Origin of the sequence: Dietzia sp. IN118 (assembly GCF_032905965.1) — a bacterium.
GTDB classification, from domain to species: Bacteria; Actinomycetota; Actinomycetes; order Mycobacteriales; family Mycobacteriaceae; genus Dietzia; species Dietzia kunjamensis.
In genome coordinates this window covers 483,342-499,320 of record NZ_JAUMSR010000001.1, presented here as the reverse complement: position 1 = coordinate 499,320, position 15,979 = coordinate 483,342, and the positions used below count along the sequence as shown (strand labels likewise).

Genomic DNA, 15,979 nt, shown 5'->3' with positions numbered 1-15,979 from the left:
CCGCGGGGGTTCCTGGTCGGTTGGGGCCGTCACCACCGATAGTCGAGGAACTTCCCGTCCAACGTGATCACCACCCGGTCCCCGTCAGGGTCGGCGCGACGGTTGATGTCGACCGTGAAGTTGATCGCGCTCATGATCCCGTCTCCGAATTCCTCGTGGATCAGCGCCTTGAGCGCCGGCCCGTACACCGACACCGCCTCGGTCAACCGATAGATCGTCGGATCGGCCATCACCTCCGCCGGTGTGCCGCGGCTCGGCTGCAGGGCGAGGCTCTCCGCCACGGTGTCGTCGAGGCCGAGGAGGTCGCACACCGACCGTGCCTGCTCGGTCGACAGCGGGTGCTGGCCGAGTAGCGCCGCGGCGGTCCACACCAGCGGGGTCCCCAGATGCTCGGCCAGGTTGGCCCAGGTGCGGCCCTGGCGGATGCGGGCGGAGTCCACGAGCGCCGCGGCCTCGTGCCTGGACATGATGGGGGTCATCGAACGGATCCTCTCGGTGGGCGGGTCGGCAAGTCGGCGGGTGGGCGAATCGGCAGGTGGGCTCGCGCGCGTGCGGGGGTCAGACTGCGGCGGGCTCGGTGGTCGCGCGCTCTGTGGTGGCTCGCTCTGTGGTGGCTCGCTCGGTGGTGGCGGGCTCGCTGCCGGTGTCCGGAGCACCGACCGTTGCCGTGTCCGTGTCAGGGGACGACGATCGCCGGGCCTTGGTGCGCGCGTGGGTGACGTAGAGGGTCAGGCCCACGAACAGCAGCCCGCCCACGAGGTTGCCGGCGACGGTCGGGATCTCGTTCCACACGAGGTAGTCGCCGAGGGAGAAGTCGCCGCCCAGCATCAGGCCGGTCGGGAACAGGAACATGTTGACCACGGAGTGCTCGAAGCCCATGTAGAAGAACAGCATTACGGGCATCCACATGGTCAGTGCCTTGCCGCTGACGCTGGTGGACATCATGGCGGCGACCACGCCGGTGGAGACCATCCAGTTGCACAGCACGCCGCGGAAAAACAGTGTCAGCATCCCGGCTGCACCGTGCTCGGCGTAGCCCAGCGTGCGGGATTCACCGATCTCGCCGAGCCGCTGGCCCACCTCGTCGGGCGCCACGTTGAACCCGTAGGTGGTGATGAACGCGATGAGGAACGCCACGGTCAGCGCGCCGGCGAAGTTGCCGACGAAGACCAGTCCCCAGTTGCGCAGCATGCCCCCGACCGTGACGCCGCGGCGCTTGTCGAGCAGGGCCAGTGGCACGAGGGTGAACACGCCTGTGAGCAGGTCGAAGCCCAGCAGGTACAGGAGGATGAAGCCGACAGGGAACAGCACTGCTCCGAGGAGTGCACTGCCGGTCTGGACGGTGACGGTGACGGCGAATGCCGCCGCGAGCGCGAGGATCGCGCCGGCCATGAATCCGCGGATGAGTGTGTCGCGGGTGGACATGTGGACCTTCTTCGCCCCGGCGTCGATCATCGCGCGGGTGAAGTCCTGGGGTTGGACGTAGGACACGGGTGCCTCCAGCTGTGCGGCGGTGGTGGTCGTACCGCGCCAAGTCTGGGAGGTCTGTGTGTCTGGCCAGTGACCTCACTGTGTGGGCTGGTTACCCTTTGCTCACCGCGCGGGGGATCTCCCGTGAGGCCCGCGCTGCTCGGGCGGGCACGCGGGCCGGCAGCATCGGTGTTCCCAGGTCGGCGCCCTGGGTCGCATCCTCGCCTGCCGCTCGCGTTGCTTAGTGCCGGTCCGCACCCCCGCCGGTGTAGTCGCGGCCGATTACGCGCCCTCGGAACGGTTCGGGCTGGTCCGACCGCACGGCCGAGGTTGCGTCTTCCACGGGTGCGCGGCCGAGCACCGCGGGCGCGACCTTGACCGGTTCGCCGATGATCGCCGTGGTGTTGGTGGCGTTGGTCAGGTAGCTCGCGGGGGTGTGGCCGCGGCGGTCGTTGTTCTGCCCGGCCCCTGCCGCTCCCATCACTCCACCCATCGGCATTGCCCCAGCTCGCCCGGCGTGTGCCGCACTTGGTGACGACGACGAGAACGCCCCGGCACCCGGTCCCGCGGCACCTGCGCCTGCCGAGCCGGCCCCGGGAGCTCCTGCGGCCGGGCCGCCCGCACCGAACCCGGCCAGGGTGCCGGCGCCGCCCATGCGTGAGGCTCCTGCACCTGCGGCGGCGGCCCCGCCACCTCCGACCAGCCCGGCTGTCGAGCCGAACCCGCGATCCCGGTTGCGGTTGCTGTCGCCGACGGTTCCGCCGCGGATCCCCGGGATCCCGGTCGCGCCGCCGGCTCCGGCGCCAGCGCCGGTCTGCTGACCGTGTGCGCTCGGTATCGGCGCGAACGGCGCCCCAGCTGCGGTCGTCGTGGCGTTGACACCGCCTCCCGCCCCTGCCGGTCCCGCTGACGTCGGTGTCGATCCTCCGTCGACCGCGCTTGCCCTCGCAGCCAGGAGAGCTTGCTCAGTGGCGGCATCTGTGGCTGCGGTGGGCGTGCTCGTCGTCGTCATCCCCGGCACTGCGCCGCCCACGGTCCCGGCGGACACCGGCGCCTCGTCACCCGCGCCGCTCGCGCCACCCGTGAGGGCGGCAATCGCGGCAGCATTCGGCGCCGCCGGCTGGGCGGGCCGCGGAATGCCCTCGGTGTTCCAGACGCGCGCCATGTCGATGCCGTTCTGTCCGCCCAGCGCCGAGGTCGACACCACCCGGTACGCGGCGGTGAAGTCGAGGTCATCGAGGTTGGCGTCCATGACTGCGGGGCTGTACTCGGTGTTGACGATCGCCCTGGCCTGCTCCTCCGCCGCCGCCATGCGGGCCCGCGACTCCGCAGCGGCGCTCAGCCCCGCAGGTCCGTGCTCCCGGCCGGAGAGCTGCGCGATCGTGGCCTGCGCTGCCTGCTCGGCGATGTTGGTGCGGGTGGTGACGAACCCGTCATGCGCGCGCCTGGCTTTGGCTGCGACCTGCTCCAACTCCGCCGACAGGGCGAACGCCGAGTTCACCAGGCCCGTCACCGAATCCTGCGCGCTCGACGCGAACTCACCCTGCCAACCACTTCCGAGGATGTTGTTGAGGTCGCTGTTGAGCTGTTCCGCAGCTGAGTTCAGTGCCTCCGAGACTCTGGTGGCCCGCTCATCGATGTCGCTGAACTGGCTCGGCTGCAGCCCTTCGGCACATTGTGCGATGCGCTCCAGCGGCGAATCCGACACATCCTCCGGCCCCACTCGCCCGTAGGCGCCCATGACGCACATGTCCTGGAGTGCGAAGACGTCCGATTCGCTCGCATGGATCAAGCCGAGGCTCTGCAACCCTGCGGGTTCTTCGGCCGCCTTCGACAACGCTCCCGCCAACGCCTCATCCTGCGCCTCGATGAGCCCCCCGGCGGCGGCGAACAGCATCGCCATCGCTCGAGCTTGCGAAACGAACCCATTCAATAGTGTTCGCAGGTCTTCGTCGACAAAGAGGGAATAAACCGTACCAATTTGACGAGCAGTGGGGAAAGCTCGCAGGTTGGCCTTCTGATTGTCTACTGCCTGTGACACCGCCAACTCAGTGACAGATTCGGCAAAACGGTTGCTCGCGTCCACGCACCGATTCGCGGCATACTCATCAAGATTCAGAATCACTTGAAGTCCCCTTTCGGGACAAACGGCAACACCGATTCGGTCGCGGCGTCCAACGCATCACATGCGTTTACTAACTCTTTCCCCTTGAACCTGCCGAGCCCATCTGTCGAATCCAATCTCAGCCACACTGTTCCAGCACTAGTGAAGAACAGCTGGAGGCAAGTCCCTCCCAGAGTGTCACCCTTCTCTACTAATCGGAGGCTCGTCCTTCCAGACTTTCGATACTCACGATCGCGAACTACGAACGCTCGATCGGCGAGGTACTCCTCACGGGCTTTCCAGGTGGACAATGCCGAAAAGTGAACCTCCGGGCTCTTCCAGCCGCAGGACATTAGGGTTCCAGGTTCGTGACGGGTGAGACTTTCGATGGGCTGGACGGCTTTTCCGACCCCCTCTTCAATAGCTTCGATTGGAATCTCAGCACACGGGTCGAACAGGGCAGGCCTCTGCTCGATCGGCAGATCCCAGGGATTGCCCGGCTTCTCGGCAGCGGCTGGGCTCGTCGTCGTCGACGTATCTTCTCCCCCGTCAGTCGACGCGCACCCGGACAGCACTACACCGGCGGCCACCACCGCGGCTACGAACGCTCTACTTTTCCCCACAACCTGTACGACGGGCCGAGCCGCCGAACGGTTCCCCCGACCTGAGGTTCGCGGCGCCAAATCGCGTCGCCGCAGGTCGGAAGGGGCGTCGTCAGGTCGGTAAGCGCTCACGATCAGAGATCATCGCAATCGTCGCCAGCCGACGGGTGGGTCATCACAGTGCCGGGCCCAGAGATTTCTGTGCCGGGTGCGGAACCGGACGGTGGGCTCGCGACGTCGTACCTGGTGACGGACAAGCTGCAGGAAGAGCGAGGCGTGAGCTACACGATCGGGCAGATCGGTCGCTGGGACACCACCGCGCTGACCGCCGCCGGGGACGCCATTGCCACCCGTCGTGCCACTGCAGAAGGGTTACGGACATCCTTGGCCGACGGGCGGGACACGCTTTCCGAGGGCTGGTCCGGCGTCGCCGCAGACGCGGTCATCGACGCCGCCGAAACCGAGAAGTCACACGTCACCAAACTCGCAGACGGACTCGAAGACCTCACCGACGCCCTGTCCCGAGCCGAAGCAGCCCTGCAACCCGCAGTCCAATCGGTACGCGACCGAGTCCGGGACGCCGTCAGTGCCGGACTGGTCGTCGGCCAAGACTCCGTCGGCCCCGCACCAGGCCGCGACGACATCACCCAGGACACCGTCAACGCCCGTGCCGAAACGATCCGCATGGCCCTGGACACCGTGCGGTCGCTCGACGAGCACTACGGTCGCGAGATCGACCTCGTGGCCACCCGGATCCACGATGCGATCCCGCCAGAAGTCGACCGGCGACCGATACCGGGAGGGTCACGAAACGGTTGGTTTGGCGCAGTCGACGCCGTGACCGGCGCGGCCGGCTACGGGTTCCCCATAGCGGCCGACGAGCTGGACCCCGAAACTCGTGGAAAACACAAGCTCAACCCTGTTGCGGACGCCCCCGGAAAGGCGTGGGCTGGCGTCCTACGCGGCCTCGGCAGAGCGGCCGGCCCTGCCGGCGCAGCCGTCACCATCTACGACGGCGTCGAGGGATACGCAAGGGGCGAAATCTCGGCTACTGAAGCGTCACTGGAGACAGTAAGCGCTCTCGCCGGTGGCGCCACAAGCGGTGCGGCGCTCGGGGCCATGACGGGCGGTGCTGTCGGCCCACTTGGCGCGATCCTCGGCGCTGGCGTCGGCGCAGCGGTCGGCAGCTACTTGGGAAAGAAGGGGGGAAGTGCGGTGTTCGACCGTTACTTCACCCCGTGACTAGGAGGAACCGAATGGACGACGACAAACCTTCCCTCAACCACAAAATTCGCTGGATCTGGCTAAGGCCGCCGACCTGGGCTGCATTCACACACAACATCCGCCTAATAGTGGCTAACGACCCCTCGGTCGTCGTTCGAATTTTCGGAGGTCTGGCGGTTATCGGCGGAGTGATCATCTGGGGCGAGTTCTTTGCCTAGTTTAGCCAGCAACGGACAACATCGCTGGACTTGGGATTCCGGTCGCGAGATTTGTGCCAGAGTCAGTTGTTGAGCAGATCTCTGCATTCCTCTTCAGTCGACTGCTCGATGCACTCCATCCACCGGACCTGGCCGCCAACCCAGGGGCGCCGGGCTTCCTGTCCGACATAGTGTCGCCACAGGTAGTTGTCGCAGAGGATCGCAACGCCACCGGCGTCAACTGCCCGGCGGGCGATATCCGCTCCGATACAACTTTCGCCAAGATGCCTTCTTGGTGGGAGGCCACTTGCACAAACCAGTTCGCACAGTCCCCCGCAAGGCGAGCTGAGTCCGGGCGCAATCGGGCGAGTAGTCCGCGAGCACGCGGCGGTGATGGCACCGGCGTTCCTCTTTCACTGACGCGAACTGGAACGACGCGGTCGTGTCGTACCCAGGTGATCTAATCGAACGCATGAGCGACACCGGGATGCGAGCCACGGCCAGCAGGGAGTTGACCGCCGCGCTGTCCGCGCTCGATGCCCACCTTGAGCGCGACTGGGCAGAGGTGTCACCGGCCGAACTGCACGCCGAACTGGTCGCCCTCGAACAGGCCCAACGCCGCATCCGCGCCTCCCAGGCCCGCGTTTTGGCCACCGCCCGCACCTCGGGTACCGCGCGGCAGATGGGATTCGTCAACGAGCGACAGATGCTCACCGGCGGCCTGGGCCTGGCCCCCGGGGAGGCGCGCGGCCGACTCGACGACGCCGCCATCGCCGACTCCGCCCGCATGCGCGCCACTGCCGAGGGCACCCTGTCCGCCGGGCACCTCAGGATCATCAACGCCGCCCTGGCAGCCCTGCCCGACGACTACGACGACGAGGCGCGCGCACACCTGGAAGCGCAGCTGATCGCCCTGGCCGCCGACCAGTGCACGACCCGCCGCCTCCAGGAACACGCGCACCGACTCCTGGACGCTGTCGATCCGGGGCGCACCGAGCGCGGCGCAGCAGAGCGAGCCCGCCGCCGCTCGGTCACGTGCGGCGGCCAGGGACTGGACCTGATGGCCCGCGCGGCGATGACCATGGACCCGCAACTGGCCGCGCTGATGCGCGAAGTCCACGCCCGCTGGGGCCAGCCCGGCCGCCTGTGGCCCGACCCCGAGGAGAAGGACACCCGCACCGACGGTCAACGCATGCACGACGCGATGGTCCACGCCCTTCAACTTGCCCTGTCCGCAGATGCCGCCAAGACCGGCGCACCGGCGGCGATCGTGGTCCGCGTGGACCTCGACCAGCTAGCCACGCTCGCCGGCTGCGGCGAGACCGACGGTGGAATCCGCGTACCCGTGCCCCAGGCGCTGGCCATGGCCCGCGGCAACCACTGGTTCCTGGCCCTGTGCGACAAGGAGATCGACCTGCGACTGTTCCGCAGTCGCCGCACCGCCTCCCGCTACCAACGCCTGGCCCTGTTCGCCGCGTACGGAGGCTGCACACACCCCGACTGCGACCAGGACGCCCGACACTGCGAAGCCCACCACGCGGGCAGACCCTGGGCCGCCGGAGGCCTCACCAATATCGACGAACTCGCCCTGGCCAGCGGCGACTGCCACGCGATGATCCACGACACCGGCTGGTCCACCACCCCCGACTCGCGCGCGCCCCAGGGCGTCAGGTGGATCCCGCCCGCCGGAACCCCCCGCGCGGCCGACCCGCCACGGCCCAAACCCGGACCACCACCACCGTCACCACTCGAAGCGCCGATACTCCCGTTCGCGCTTCTCCACGACCTCGACGCCGCAATCACGCAACGCCACGACGCAGTCCGGGAGGCGGCGTGATGCCGCCCGGCGTGGGTGGGTCAGATGGGCAGCGTGGTGTCCGAGATGGCGAAGTCGCGCAGCCAGTCGATGAACAGCGCCCACCCGCCGGACAGCAGCAGCAGGCCCACGATGATGAGCATGACGCCGCCGAACACCTGAATGGCCCGGGTGTGCTTCTGCAGCCAGCCGACGGTCCGCATCGCCCAGGTGGAGCCGAACGCCACGATGATGAACGGAAGGCCCAGGCCGAGGCAGTAGGCGACGATCAGCAGCACTCCGCGCGCCGCGTCGACCCCGGTGCCCGCGGCGACCGAGAGCGCGGCAGCCAGGGTCGGACCCAGACACGGGGTCCAACCCAGGGCGAACACGGCGCCGAGCATCGGGGCGCCGATCCAGGTGGACAGCGACTTGGGCTGCATGCGGGTGTCCCGCTGCAGGGTGGGGACGAGGCCGATGAAGACGAGCCCCATGAGGATCGTCACCACGCCCCCGAGACGCTGCAGCAGCTCTTGCTGGGGTGCCAGGTACTGCACGGTGCCCAGCACCATGGCGCTGAGCATCACGAAGACCACGGTGAATCCGCCAACGAACAACAGCGACGCGCCCACCACACGGGCGCGCGAGGACCGTCGGGTGCGGCGCTCCTCCATCGTCAACGTGGCGGTGGCGGCCCGCTGGCGTTCGGCGGCGGCAGCGGTAGCCGGCGGACGTTCGGCGCCCACGACGCTGGCGAGGTACGCCAGATAACCGGGCACCAGCGGGATGACGCACGGCGAGGCGAACGACACGAGGCCTGCCAGGATGCACGCGCCCAATGCGAGCAGGATCGGGCCGCTGGCCACGGTCTGCTGGAACGTCTCCCCCACACTCTGTGCGAGCAGGATCGTCTCCGGGTTCACGTCTGGTCGACCTCCTCGGCGAGGAGCTCGATGACGGTCTCGCGCAGCTCGTCGTCGGTGATCTCGGCCAGATACACGGCGGCCACCCGGTGCTGCTTGTCGAGGATGATCGTCGCCGGCACCACGGACGTCGGGAAGCCTCGCAGCGCGGCGACCGCGGCGTTACTGGGATCCCAGATCGAGGGGAACGTGATGCCGTTGTCCTTGACGAAGTCCACCGGCTTCTGCCGGTTGGGGTCGCGCAGGTTGATGCCGAACACGGTGGCACCCTGGGGCTCGAATTCCTCCTGCAGGCGCTGCAGGTCGTCGGACTCGGCCCGGCACGGTCCACACCACTGGCCCCACAAGTTGAGGATCACCACCTCGCCGGCGAAGTCCTCCTGCACGGTGAGTGTGCGGTCCGGGTCGAGCAGGTCGGGACCGGTGAGCGTCGCGACGGGCTTGCGCTCGGCCGGGGGGTCGTAGTGGATCTCGATCTGCCCGTCGGGGCTGACGAACTCGAACGTCTCCGGGCCCACCACCACGGCGTCGTCGCCGGTCGCACAGCCGCCGACGAGGGCGCCGGTCACCAGCAGCGCGACGAGGGCGGCCTTGGGCTTGCGCATGATTCAGGCTCCAGTCTGCGACGGGTCGGATGCCCCCGCCGGTTCCGAATAGACGATGTCGCGCAGTGTCGTGCCCTCGAACACCAGCGAGGTGATCGAGGCCAGCGAGCACTGCCGCTTGCGCGGGTCGTGCCACAGGCGCCGCCCCTCGAGGAAGCGGCGTGTGGTGTAGACCGGCAGCTGGTGACTCACCAGGACGGCCTCGTGACCGCGGGCGGTGTCGAGGGTGGAGTACACGGCGCCGATCATGCGGTGCGCGATCTGCAGGTAGGGCTCACCCCACGACGGCCGCATCGGGTTGAGCAGGATCGGCCAGTACTGCGGGTCGCGCAGGGCGCCGCCGGGGCCGCCCACCTTGCGCCCCTCGAAGCGGTTGTCTGCTTCGATGATGTCGGCGTCGATCCCCACCGGAAGGCCCAGTGCCTCGGCGAGAGGGGCCGCGGTCTCCTGGGCACGCTGCAGCGGCGAGGCGACGATCGACACGATGTCGTGCCCCTGTCCCAGCACCCGGCCAACGGTCTCGGCCTGGCTCCGCCCCAGCTCGGACAGTCGGAACTCGGGCAGCCGCCCGTAGAGGATGCCCTCGGGATTGTGGACCTCACCGTGACGCACCAGGTGCACGATCGTCTGCGTCTCGCCGGCGCGAGCCGAGGTGTCACGAGGGGTCGACGACGACGAGACCGGCTCTCCCGGAGCGGCGATCGTCCCCGGCTCGGCCCCGTAGGCCGCGGACCCCTCCGGCTGCGACTCGAGGGGAGGCTCAGCCGGGGCCGCGGTGGCCCCGGACCCGCCCAGCGACGGTGGCGCCACGGCGGGGGCGGGATGATCTCCCCGGAGGGGGATCGGCAGTGAGGTGGGTCCCGTCGACGGGACGGCGAGCCGCCCGCGCAGTCCTCGTCCGCTGCTGCTCATCGGCCCGTCTCCGGGGCGGACGCCGCGGCGGCAGCTTCCGCAGCCACCGGCAGCGCGTCGGAGATGTGCTGGAAGTCGTCGTCGGTGAGCGCGGTGGAGACGAACCAGGTCTCGAACGCGCTGGGCGGAGCGTAGATGCCGCGGTCGAGCAGCGTGTTGAAGAACGGCGCGTAGCGGAAGGTCTCGGCGGCCTTGGCCCCGGCGTAGTCGGTGACCTGATCCTCGGAGAAGAACATGCTGATCATGGTGCCCGCCCGCTGGATGGTGTGCGCGACACCCGCGGCCTGCAGAGCGTTGCTGATCAGCGCCTCGAGCCGGTCGGCGTTGGTCTGCAGCGTGTAGTAGCAGGAGTGGTCGGCCAGCCGCAGGGAGGTCAGACCCGCGGCCACGGCGACGGGGTTCCCGGACAGGGTGCCGGCCTGGTAGACGGGGCCGGCGGGGGCGAGGGCGGCCATGACGTCGGCGCGACCTCCGAACGCGGCGGCGGGCAGTCCTCCGGACATGACCTTGCCGAAGGTGGTCAGGTCGCCGGCGACACCGTCGATCCCCCACCAGCCGCGGTCCCCGGCGCGGAATCCGGTCATGACCTCGTCCATCACGAGCAGTGCCCCGTTGTCGGAGCACAGGGTGCGCAGTTCTTCGTTGAAGCCGGGCAGCGGCGGGACGGTGCCCATGTTGCCGGCGGCGGCCTCAGTGATCACGCAGGCGATCTCGTCGCCGTGGTTGGCGAAGGCCACCCTGACGGCGTCGATGTCGTTGTACGGCAGCACGATCGTGTCGTGGGCGGTCGCGCCGGTGACGCCGGGCGAGTCCGGCAGCGCGAACGTGGCCAGGCCCGACCCGGCGTCGGCGAGCAGTGCGTCGACGTGTCCGTGGTAGCACCCGGAGAACTTGACGATCTTGGAGCGGCCGGTGAATCCGCGGGCCAGGCGCACGGCGCTCATGGTGGCCTCGGTGCCAGAGTTGACCAGGCGCACCTCGTCGACGGAGGTGCGGGCGACGATCTCGCGGGCGAGGTCGACCTCACCCTCGGTCGGGGTGCCGAAGCTCAGTCCGCGGGTGGCGGCGTCGCGGACGGCGTCGACGATCTCGGGGTGGGCGTGCCCGTGGATCATGGGGCCCCACGAGCAGACGAGGTCGATGTAGGTGTTGCCGTCGACGTCCGTCATGCGGGAACCCCGCGCTTCACGCATGAAACGCGGGGTTCCGCCGACGGAGTTGAAGGCGCGGACCGGGGAGTTGACTCCGCCGGGGATCAGCTCGCAGGCCTCGGCGAAGAGCTCGGCCGATCGGGTGGTGCCGGACATGCCGGACGGGGTCTTGAAGGCATCACTCGAAGAGGTCACCGGACCAGTGTCTCAAAGTCCGGCCGCGAGCACCCCCTCGCGGTCTCAGCCCTGCGGCGGAGCCGGCGGGGCGAGGGGGGCGAACAGCGACTTCGCGGCGGCGTCGACCTGTCCGGCGAACTCGTGTACCGCCTTCTCCGCGTCGGCGACTGCAGTCTCCGCCTGCTGCTGCAGCTCCTGCGGCGTGGGCAGCGGTACGGGTGCGGGCGCCGGCGCAGCGACGGACCCCGAGGCGGGCGTCGGCGCGGCGACGGAGCCGACCGCCGGGGCCCCGACGGAACCGGTGCCGGCGGCGTTCACGTCGCCGGTGCCGGCGTCGCGGTGGGTGCCGTACCAGTCGTCAGCACCGTCGACGGGAGCGGACATGCCCTGCTGGGCGGCGGCAGTGCGCTCGGCCTGGCCCCACTTCGGCAGGGGCTCCGGCGACGGCTTGCCCGCGACGTGGCCCGGCTCGGCGATCCCGGTCTCCAGGAACTCCATCACGAGCTTGTCGATGGCCTCGTTGCCCATGCGGAAGGTGCCGTGGTCGCCGCCACCGACGGTGACCAGTGCGCCACCCATGGCCTCGGCCACGCGGTGCGCGCCGGCGATGGGGGTGATGGCGTCGTCCTCGGAGTGCAGCACCAGCGGCTTCTCGTCGAGGGCGTCACCGTTGGGGCTGATGGTCTTGGCGACCGGCTGCCAGCCCACGCAGTCGTCGCCGGCGGCCTCGACGGCGGCGCGGGCGGTGAGGCGGTTGCCGCCGGTGTACTTGTCGGCCTTGGCCGCGATGACTCCCAGCTGGTCGGCCGGGGCAGCGGTCTCGTTGCAGGTGATGATCGAGTTCATCTCGATGTCGGTGCGGTACACCGGCGAGCGGTTCTCCTGCGCGGCCAGCATCAGGGCCACGGTCTCGTAGTCGGCACGCGCGATGGTGCCGCCGTCGTTGTAGTACTTGAGGACGTGGGCGAGCATCGGCCAGGCCTGCTCGGAGTAGGTGGCGCCGACCGTGGCGTCGTAGAGCCCGGTGGTGGCGTTGTTCGTCAGCCCCTGCAGCGCCGCGGCGCGGGCGAACCCCTCGACGCGTGCGCGGGCGGGGGCGGTCCCGTTGATCACGTCGAGCGCGGGCTTCTCGACGGCGCTGCCGCGGAGCTCCACGGGCAGGTCGCCGGTCTGCGCCGGCGGCGGGGTGAGGTTGGCGGGGCCGCCCACCTCCTGGTCGGTGACCCACTTCCAGGAGTGGAAGACCTTCAGCGGGGTGTCCCCGAGGCCGTAGTAGTCGTCGCGCTCGGCGATCCAGGCGAAGATGTCGTTGACCCGCTGCTCCTGGGCGAGCGCACCCTGCTCTGCCTGTGTGTTCCAACGCCAGTCGGGGTGGGTGTTGGAGTCCAGCACCATACGGCCGGTGGCCTCGGGGAACAGGGTGGCGAAGTCGGTGCCGATCGCGGTGCCGTAGGACACGCCCACGTAGTCGACCTCTGCCAGCTCGAGCGCCTCGCGGACCGCGTTCATGTCGCGGGCGGCGTTCTCGGTGGTCATGGACTTCATGTACTCGGGGTCGGTCCCGTAGCACGCGTCGTGGAGCGGGTTGACCGTGTTCGGGCCCACGTAGTCCACGTTGCAGACCATGGGATTGGAGCCGTACAGCCCGCGGGGCTGGACGGCCACGAGGTCGTGGTTCTCGTACAGGCCGGCCGGGTTGGCGCCGTCGAGGGCCGGGCTCCAGAAGTTCAGGGCGTAGTTGCCGGGCCCGCCGGGGTTGCCGAACACGGTGGAGCGCGCCTGGCCGGACGAGGCCTTGATGCGGGTGAGCGCGATCTGGGTCTTGGCGGCGTCGGGCGCGGTGTAGTCCACGGGGACCTCGACGGTTCCGCACTCGAGACCGGCGGGGACGTACTCGGCCTCGATGCCGAGCATCTCGGTACAGTCCTGCCATTCGACCTGGGCGGCCGAGGCCACTCCCGATCCCAGAAGTGCGATCGCTCCCACGACCGCGGTGGTGCCAACGAAAGTGCTGGAAGGCTGCACCGATCCCCGTTTCCCTGTGCTGTAGGCGTCACTCCGGCGAATCGGACGCATCGACCACTCATTTTTACGAGCGTCACATACGTCCGAACCGCCCCAAATGTAGCCTGTGGCCGACGCCACGACGCACCGCCCCGGGCACACTCAGAAAACCGTCATCCGATCGTTACCGCGGCGTTCGCTGCGCCCGAAAAAGCCCTGGCAGAAGTAGATCTGTCAGGATTCGACCCGGGGGGCGCGCCGGAGGACTGCGAGGGTGGTCAGGACCATCGTCAGCCCCGCCAGGACGGTCGCGGCCAGGAGCAGCCGGGGATCGGTGTAGATGCGTTCGATGCTGCCCTCGACGGGCGGGTCGATGACCGGCGGCGCGCCCGTCACGATGTCCCTGGCGAACCACCACAGCACCACGGCGAGTACAGCGCAGGCGACCGCGGCCACGCCGAGGCGACGCGAGTTCACTCGGGTCCCGGCTCGCGCGGGAGACCGTCGACAGCGCCGGCCAGGGCGGCGTGCAGGGCCGCGGGGTCGCGGGACCAGGCGCGGACCTCGCCCCCGGTGTCGAGTCGCAGACCCACAGCCGCCCGCCGGCGGGGCATCTCCCGCAGCTCGCCGAGGAGTCGGGCCGTCTCCCACGAAGCTACGGAGTCGTCGGCGGCGGGGAGGGGCAGCACCTCCTCGATCCGGCGCAGTTCGAGCTCCTCGGTGCCCTGGAGGTACACGTCGGGGGTCAGGCGGACACGACCGTGGACGCGGGTGGCGGCGATCATCACGCCGTGGCAGAGGGCGGTCGCGATCGCGCAGACGGTGAGCATCAGCCAGTGCACCGGGGCGCCGGTGGCGAGCTCGAACCCTGCGGCAGCGGCGCAGAACGCGGGCGCCGCGAGGATCCAGGCCCAGCTCCAGCCGTCCTCGGCGTACAGGATCGGCCCCTCGGGTTCGATTCCCGGCCGGGCGGCGGTGGGTTCACTTGCCGGCACGCGCGCCGCCTCCCGGGGTCGTGTACTGGATGGCCTCGGCCTTGTGCTGGCGCCACACGGCGGCTGCGGCGCACAGTCCGGCGAGGATCTGGAGGGCGATGACGACGAAGCTGATGACGTCTCCCCGCTCCCCCGCGGTCGCGACTCCGCCGAACACACCGATCACCACGGACACGGCGTCGACGACGAGGAAGATGGCGACGATGTCGAGCATCGTGCGGGCCCACCCCTTGCCCGCTCGCAGCCGGAAGGCCAGCCACACGGTGACGGCGGCGACGATGAGCGCCAGCACCGCCCCGGCCGCCAGAGCGATGGAGAACATGCTCTCGACGGAGACGTCAGCGGACCCGGTGTTGGCGACCGCGTCGCGGAAGGCGTCCCGCGTGGCGGTGGGCAGGTCCCCGAAGCTGGCGGTCGCGGAGTTGATCAGCATGCCGAGCAGTCCGAACGCGGCGGCGGCCAGCCACAGCACCCACGCGGTGTGGATCTCCTCCGGCGGCGGACCGGCCGGCTCGGCGGGCGGGGCGATGCCGGGGTCGGTGGGCGGCTCGCCGGGCGCGGGGCTCCCCCCCGTGGCGCCTTCCGCATCGGGGCCGGGTCCGGTCCGGGCGGGCGGGCGCCACGGCCCGCTGCCGCGGGTCACCGGGACCCCCACCCGTCGGCGAGGAGGCGCGCGGCGTGCAGGGCCCAGTAGGTCAGGACGATGTCCGCGCCCGCGCGGCGGATGGAGGTCAGCGATTCCATGACGGCCGGGTCGTGGTCGATCCAGCCTCGCTCGGCGGCGGCGGAGATCATCGCGTACTCGCCGGAGACCTGGTAGGCGGCCACCGGCACGTCAGAGATCTCGGCGGTCTGGCGCAGGACGTCGAGGTAGGACATGGCGGGCTTGACCATCACCATGTCGGCGCCCTCCTCCAGGTCGAGCTGCACCTCACGCAGGGACTCGCGCAGGTTGGCCGGGTCCTGCTGGTAGGTGCGCCGGTCGCCGCGCAGGGACGAGCCGACGGCCTCGCGGAACGGGCCGTAGAAGGCGCTGGCGTACTTGGCGCTGTAGGCCAACACCGCGACGTCCTGGTACCCCTCGCGGTCGAGGGCTTCGCGGATGGCGGCGATCTGGCCGTCCATCATCCCGCTGGGCCCCACGACGTGGGCTCCGGCGGCGGCCTGGGCGACGGCGAGGTCGTTGTAGGCGGCGAGCGTGGCGTCGTTGTCGACGATCTGCTCGCCGCGCGGGTCGATGCCGAGCACACCGCAGTGGCCGTGGTCGGTGAACTCGTCGAGGCAGGTGTCGGCCATGATCACGAGGTCGTCGCCGACCTCGGCGCGGACGGCGGACAGCGCGCGGTTGAGGATGCCGCCGGGGTCGGCGCCGCAGCTGCCGGTGGCGTCCTTGTCCGCGTCGAGGGGCACGCCGAACAGCATGATGCCGCCCAGTCCCGCCTCGGCGGCGGCGACGGCCTCGCGCCTCAGCGAGTCGACGGTGTGCTGGACGACCCCGGGCAGCGACGAGATGTCGCGCGGGGCCTCGATCCCGTCGGCCACGAACGCGGGGAGCACCAGCTGTCGCGGGGCGAGCGTGGTCTCGGCGACGAGCCTGCGCATGGCCGGCGTCGAGCGGAGTCGACGCGGGCGCACCAGCGGCGCGGGAACGGACGTGGTCTCGTCTGGCGGTGTCGTCACGACCCCCACTGTACGAAAGTCGCCGGTGGTCGGGCGCGGCGCTCACCCGCGCTGCGCCGGGACGCGGGCTCGTCGACCCCTGAACACGCGCCTGCCCCGCGCGGCTGGTCGGCCGGGCGGGGCAGGCGGTGCTGGCGGTG

Annotated in this window: 16 protein-coding genes; 3 read left to right on the top strand and 13 right to left on the bottom strand. The window is 69.9% G+C overall.

The window, feature by feature from the left end:
* Positions 1 to 29 precede the first annotated feature (29 nt).
* The 4 genes from cynS to Q2K20_RS02390 all read right to left on the bottom strand — a co-directional run bounded on the left by cynS (position 30) and on the right by Q2K20_RS02390 (position 4,164).
* A complete protein-coding gene (gene cynS / locus Q2K20_RS02405) occupies positions 30 to 479 on the bottom strand; it encodes a cyanase (RefSeq protein WP_317176605.1) in 450 nt (149 codons plus the stop codon).
* Between the two features lie 79 nt (positions 480 to 558).
* The gene (locus Q2K20_RS02400; protein WP_269504108.1) at positions 559 to 1,491 is read right to left on the bottom strand and encodes a formate/nitrite transporter family protein; all 933 of its coding nucleotides are present in this window, start codon (positions 1,489 to 1,491) and stop codon (positions 559 to 561) included.
* Positions 1,492 to 1,711: 220 nt separating this feature from the next.
* A complete protein-coding gene (locus Q2K20_RS02395) occupies positions 1,712 to 3,556 on the bottom strand; it encodes a hypothetical protein (RefSeq protein WP_269504107.1) in 1,845 nt (614 codons plus the stop codon).
* Positions 3,557 to 3,591: 35 nt separating this feature from the next.
* Positions 3,592 to 4,164, bottom strand: coding sequence for a DUF3558 family protein (locus tag Q2K20_RS02390; protein ID WP_317176604.1), 573 nt, complete (start codon positions 4,162 to 4,164; stop codon positions 3,592 to 3,594).
* Positions 4,165 to 4,422: 258 nt separating this feature from the next.
* On the opposite strand from Q2K20_RS02390, the gene Q2K20_RS02385 reads away from it, so the two are divergent.
* The 3 genes from Q2K20_RS02385 (at position 4,423) to Q2K20_RS02375 (ending at position 7,434) form a co-directional block, all read left to right on the top strand.
* Positions 4,423 to 5,418, top strand: coding sequence for a WXG100 family type VII secretion target (locus Q2K20_RS02385; RefSeq protein WP_269504105.1), 996 nt, complete (start codon positions 4,423 to 4,425; stop codon positions 5,416 to 5,418).
* 14 nt (positions 5,419 to 5,432) lie between these two features.
* Complete coding sequence (locus tag Q2K20_RS02380; protein ID WP_253002409.1) at positions 5,433 to 5,618, top strand: hypothetical protein; 186 nt, start codon at positions 5,433 to 5,435, stop codon at positions 5,616 to 5,618.
* Positions 5,619 to 6,069: 451 nt separating this feature from the next.
* A complete protein-coding gene (locus tag Q2K20_RS02375) occupies positions 6,070 to 7,434 on the top strand; it encodes an HNH endonuclease signature motif containing protein (protein WP_269504101.1) in 1,365 nt (454 codons plus the stop codon).
* Positions 7,435 to 7,454: 20 nt separating this feature from the next.
* On the opposite strand, the gene Q2K20_RS02370 is transcribed toward Q2K20_RS02375, so the two are convergent.
* The 9 genes from Q2K20_RS02370 to hemB all read right to left on the bottom strand — a co-directional run bounded on the left by Q2K20_RS02370 (position 7,455) and on the right by hemB (position 15,839).
* On the bottom strand, positions 7,455 to 8,315 hold the full coding sequence (locus tag Q2K20_RS02370) for a cytochrome c biogenesis CcdA family protein (protein WP_269504098.1): 861 nt from the start codon (positions 8,313 to 8,315) through the stop codon (positions 7,455 to 7,457).
* On the bottom strand, positions 8,312 to 8,920 hold the full coding sequence (locus Q2K20_RS02365; protein ID WP_269504097.1) for a TlpA disulfide reductase family protein: 609 nt from the start codon (positions 8,918 to 8,920) through the stop codon (positions 8,312 to 8,314). Before Q2K20_RS02365 ends, Q2K20_RS02370 begins: the two co-directional genes overlap by 4 nt.
* Before the next feature lie 3 nt (positions 8,921 to 8,923).
* Entirely contained in the window at positions 8,924 to 9,544 is a 621-nt protein-coding gene (locus Q2K20_RS02360; protein ID WP_159148825.1) for a histidine phosphatase family protein, read from the bottom strand.
* A 284-nt stretch (positions 9,545 to 9,828) separates the two neighbouring features.
* Positions 9,829 to 11,139, bottom strand: coding sequence for a glutamate-1-semialdehyde 2,1-aminomutase (hemL, locus tag Q2K20_RS02355; RefSeq protein WP_283468562.1), 1,311 nt, complete (start codon positions 11,137 to 11,139; stop codon positions 9,829 to 9,831).
* An 84-nt stretch (positions 11,140 to 11,223) separates the two neighbouring features.
* Positions 11,224 to 13,146: an alpha/beta fold hydrolase gene (locus tag Q2K20_RS02350; protein WP_253701872.1), complete on the bottom strand. Its 1,923-nt coding sequence runs from the start codon at positions 13,144 to 13,146 to the stop codon at positions 11,224 to 11,226.
* Positions 13,147 to 13,398: 252 nt separating this feature from the next.
* On the bottom strand, positions 13,399 to 13,641 hold the full coding sequence (locus Q2K20_RS02345) for a hypothetical protein (RefSeq protein WP_159149089.1): 243 nt from the start codon (positions 13,639 to 13,641) through the stop codon (positions 13,399 to 13,401).
* The gene (locus Q2K20_RS02340) at positions 13,638 to 14,159 is read right to left on the bottom strand and encodes a hypothetical protein (protein ID WP_067713622.1); all 522 of its coding nucleotides are present in this window, start codon (positions 14,157 to 14,159) and stop codon (positions 13,638 to 13,640) included. The genes Q2K20_RS02345 and Q2K20_RS02340 overlap by 4 nt, the downstream gene beginning before the upstream one ends.
* Positions 14,146 to 14,802: a hypothetical protein gene (locus Q2K20_RS02335; protein ID WP_067713683.1), complete on the bottom strand. Its 657-nt coding sequence runs from the start codon at positions 14,800 to 14,802 to the stop codon at positions 14,146 to 14,148. The genes Q2K20_RS02340 and Q2K20_RS02335 overlap by 14 nt, the downstream gene beginning before the upstream one ends.
* Positions 14,799 to 15,839, bottom strand: coding sequence for a porphobilinogen synthase (gene hemB / locus Q2K20_RS02330; RefSeq protein ID WP_082923767.1), 1,041 nt, complete (start codon positions 15,837 to 15,839; stop codon positions 14,799 to 14,801). The genes Q2K20_RS02335 and hemB overlap by 4 nt, the downstream gene beginning before the upstream one ends.
* Between the last annotated feature and the right edge of the window lie 140 nt (positions 15,840 to 15,979).

What these genes read in the sequence shown, in the direction of transcription:
- Q2K20_RS02380 (WP_253002409.1), top strand. Translation starts at nt 5,433, where the DNA reads ATGGACGACGACAAACCTTCCCTCAACCACAAAATTCGCTGGATCTGG.
- hemL (WP_283468562.1), bottom strand. Translation starts at nt 11,139, where the DNA reads ATGTCCGGCACCACCCGATCGGCCGAGCTCTTCGCCGAGGCCTGCGAG.
- cynS (WP_317176605.1), bottom strand. Translation starts at nt 479, where the DNA reads ATGACCCCCATCATGTCCAGGCACGAGGCCGCGGCGCTCGTGGACTCC.
- Q2K20_RS02365 (WP_269504097.1), bottom strand. Translation starts at nt 8,920, where the DNA reads ATGCGCAAGCCCAAGGCCGCCCTCGTCGCGCTGCTGGTGACCGGCGCC.
- Q2K20_RS02375 (WP_269504101.1), top strand. Translation starts at nt 6,070, where the DNA reads ATGAGCGACACCGGGATGCGAGCCACGGCCAGCAGGGAGTTGACCGCC.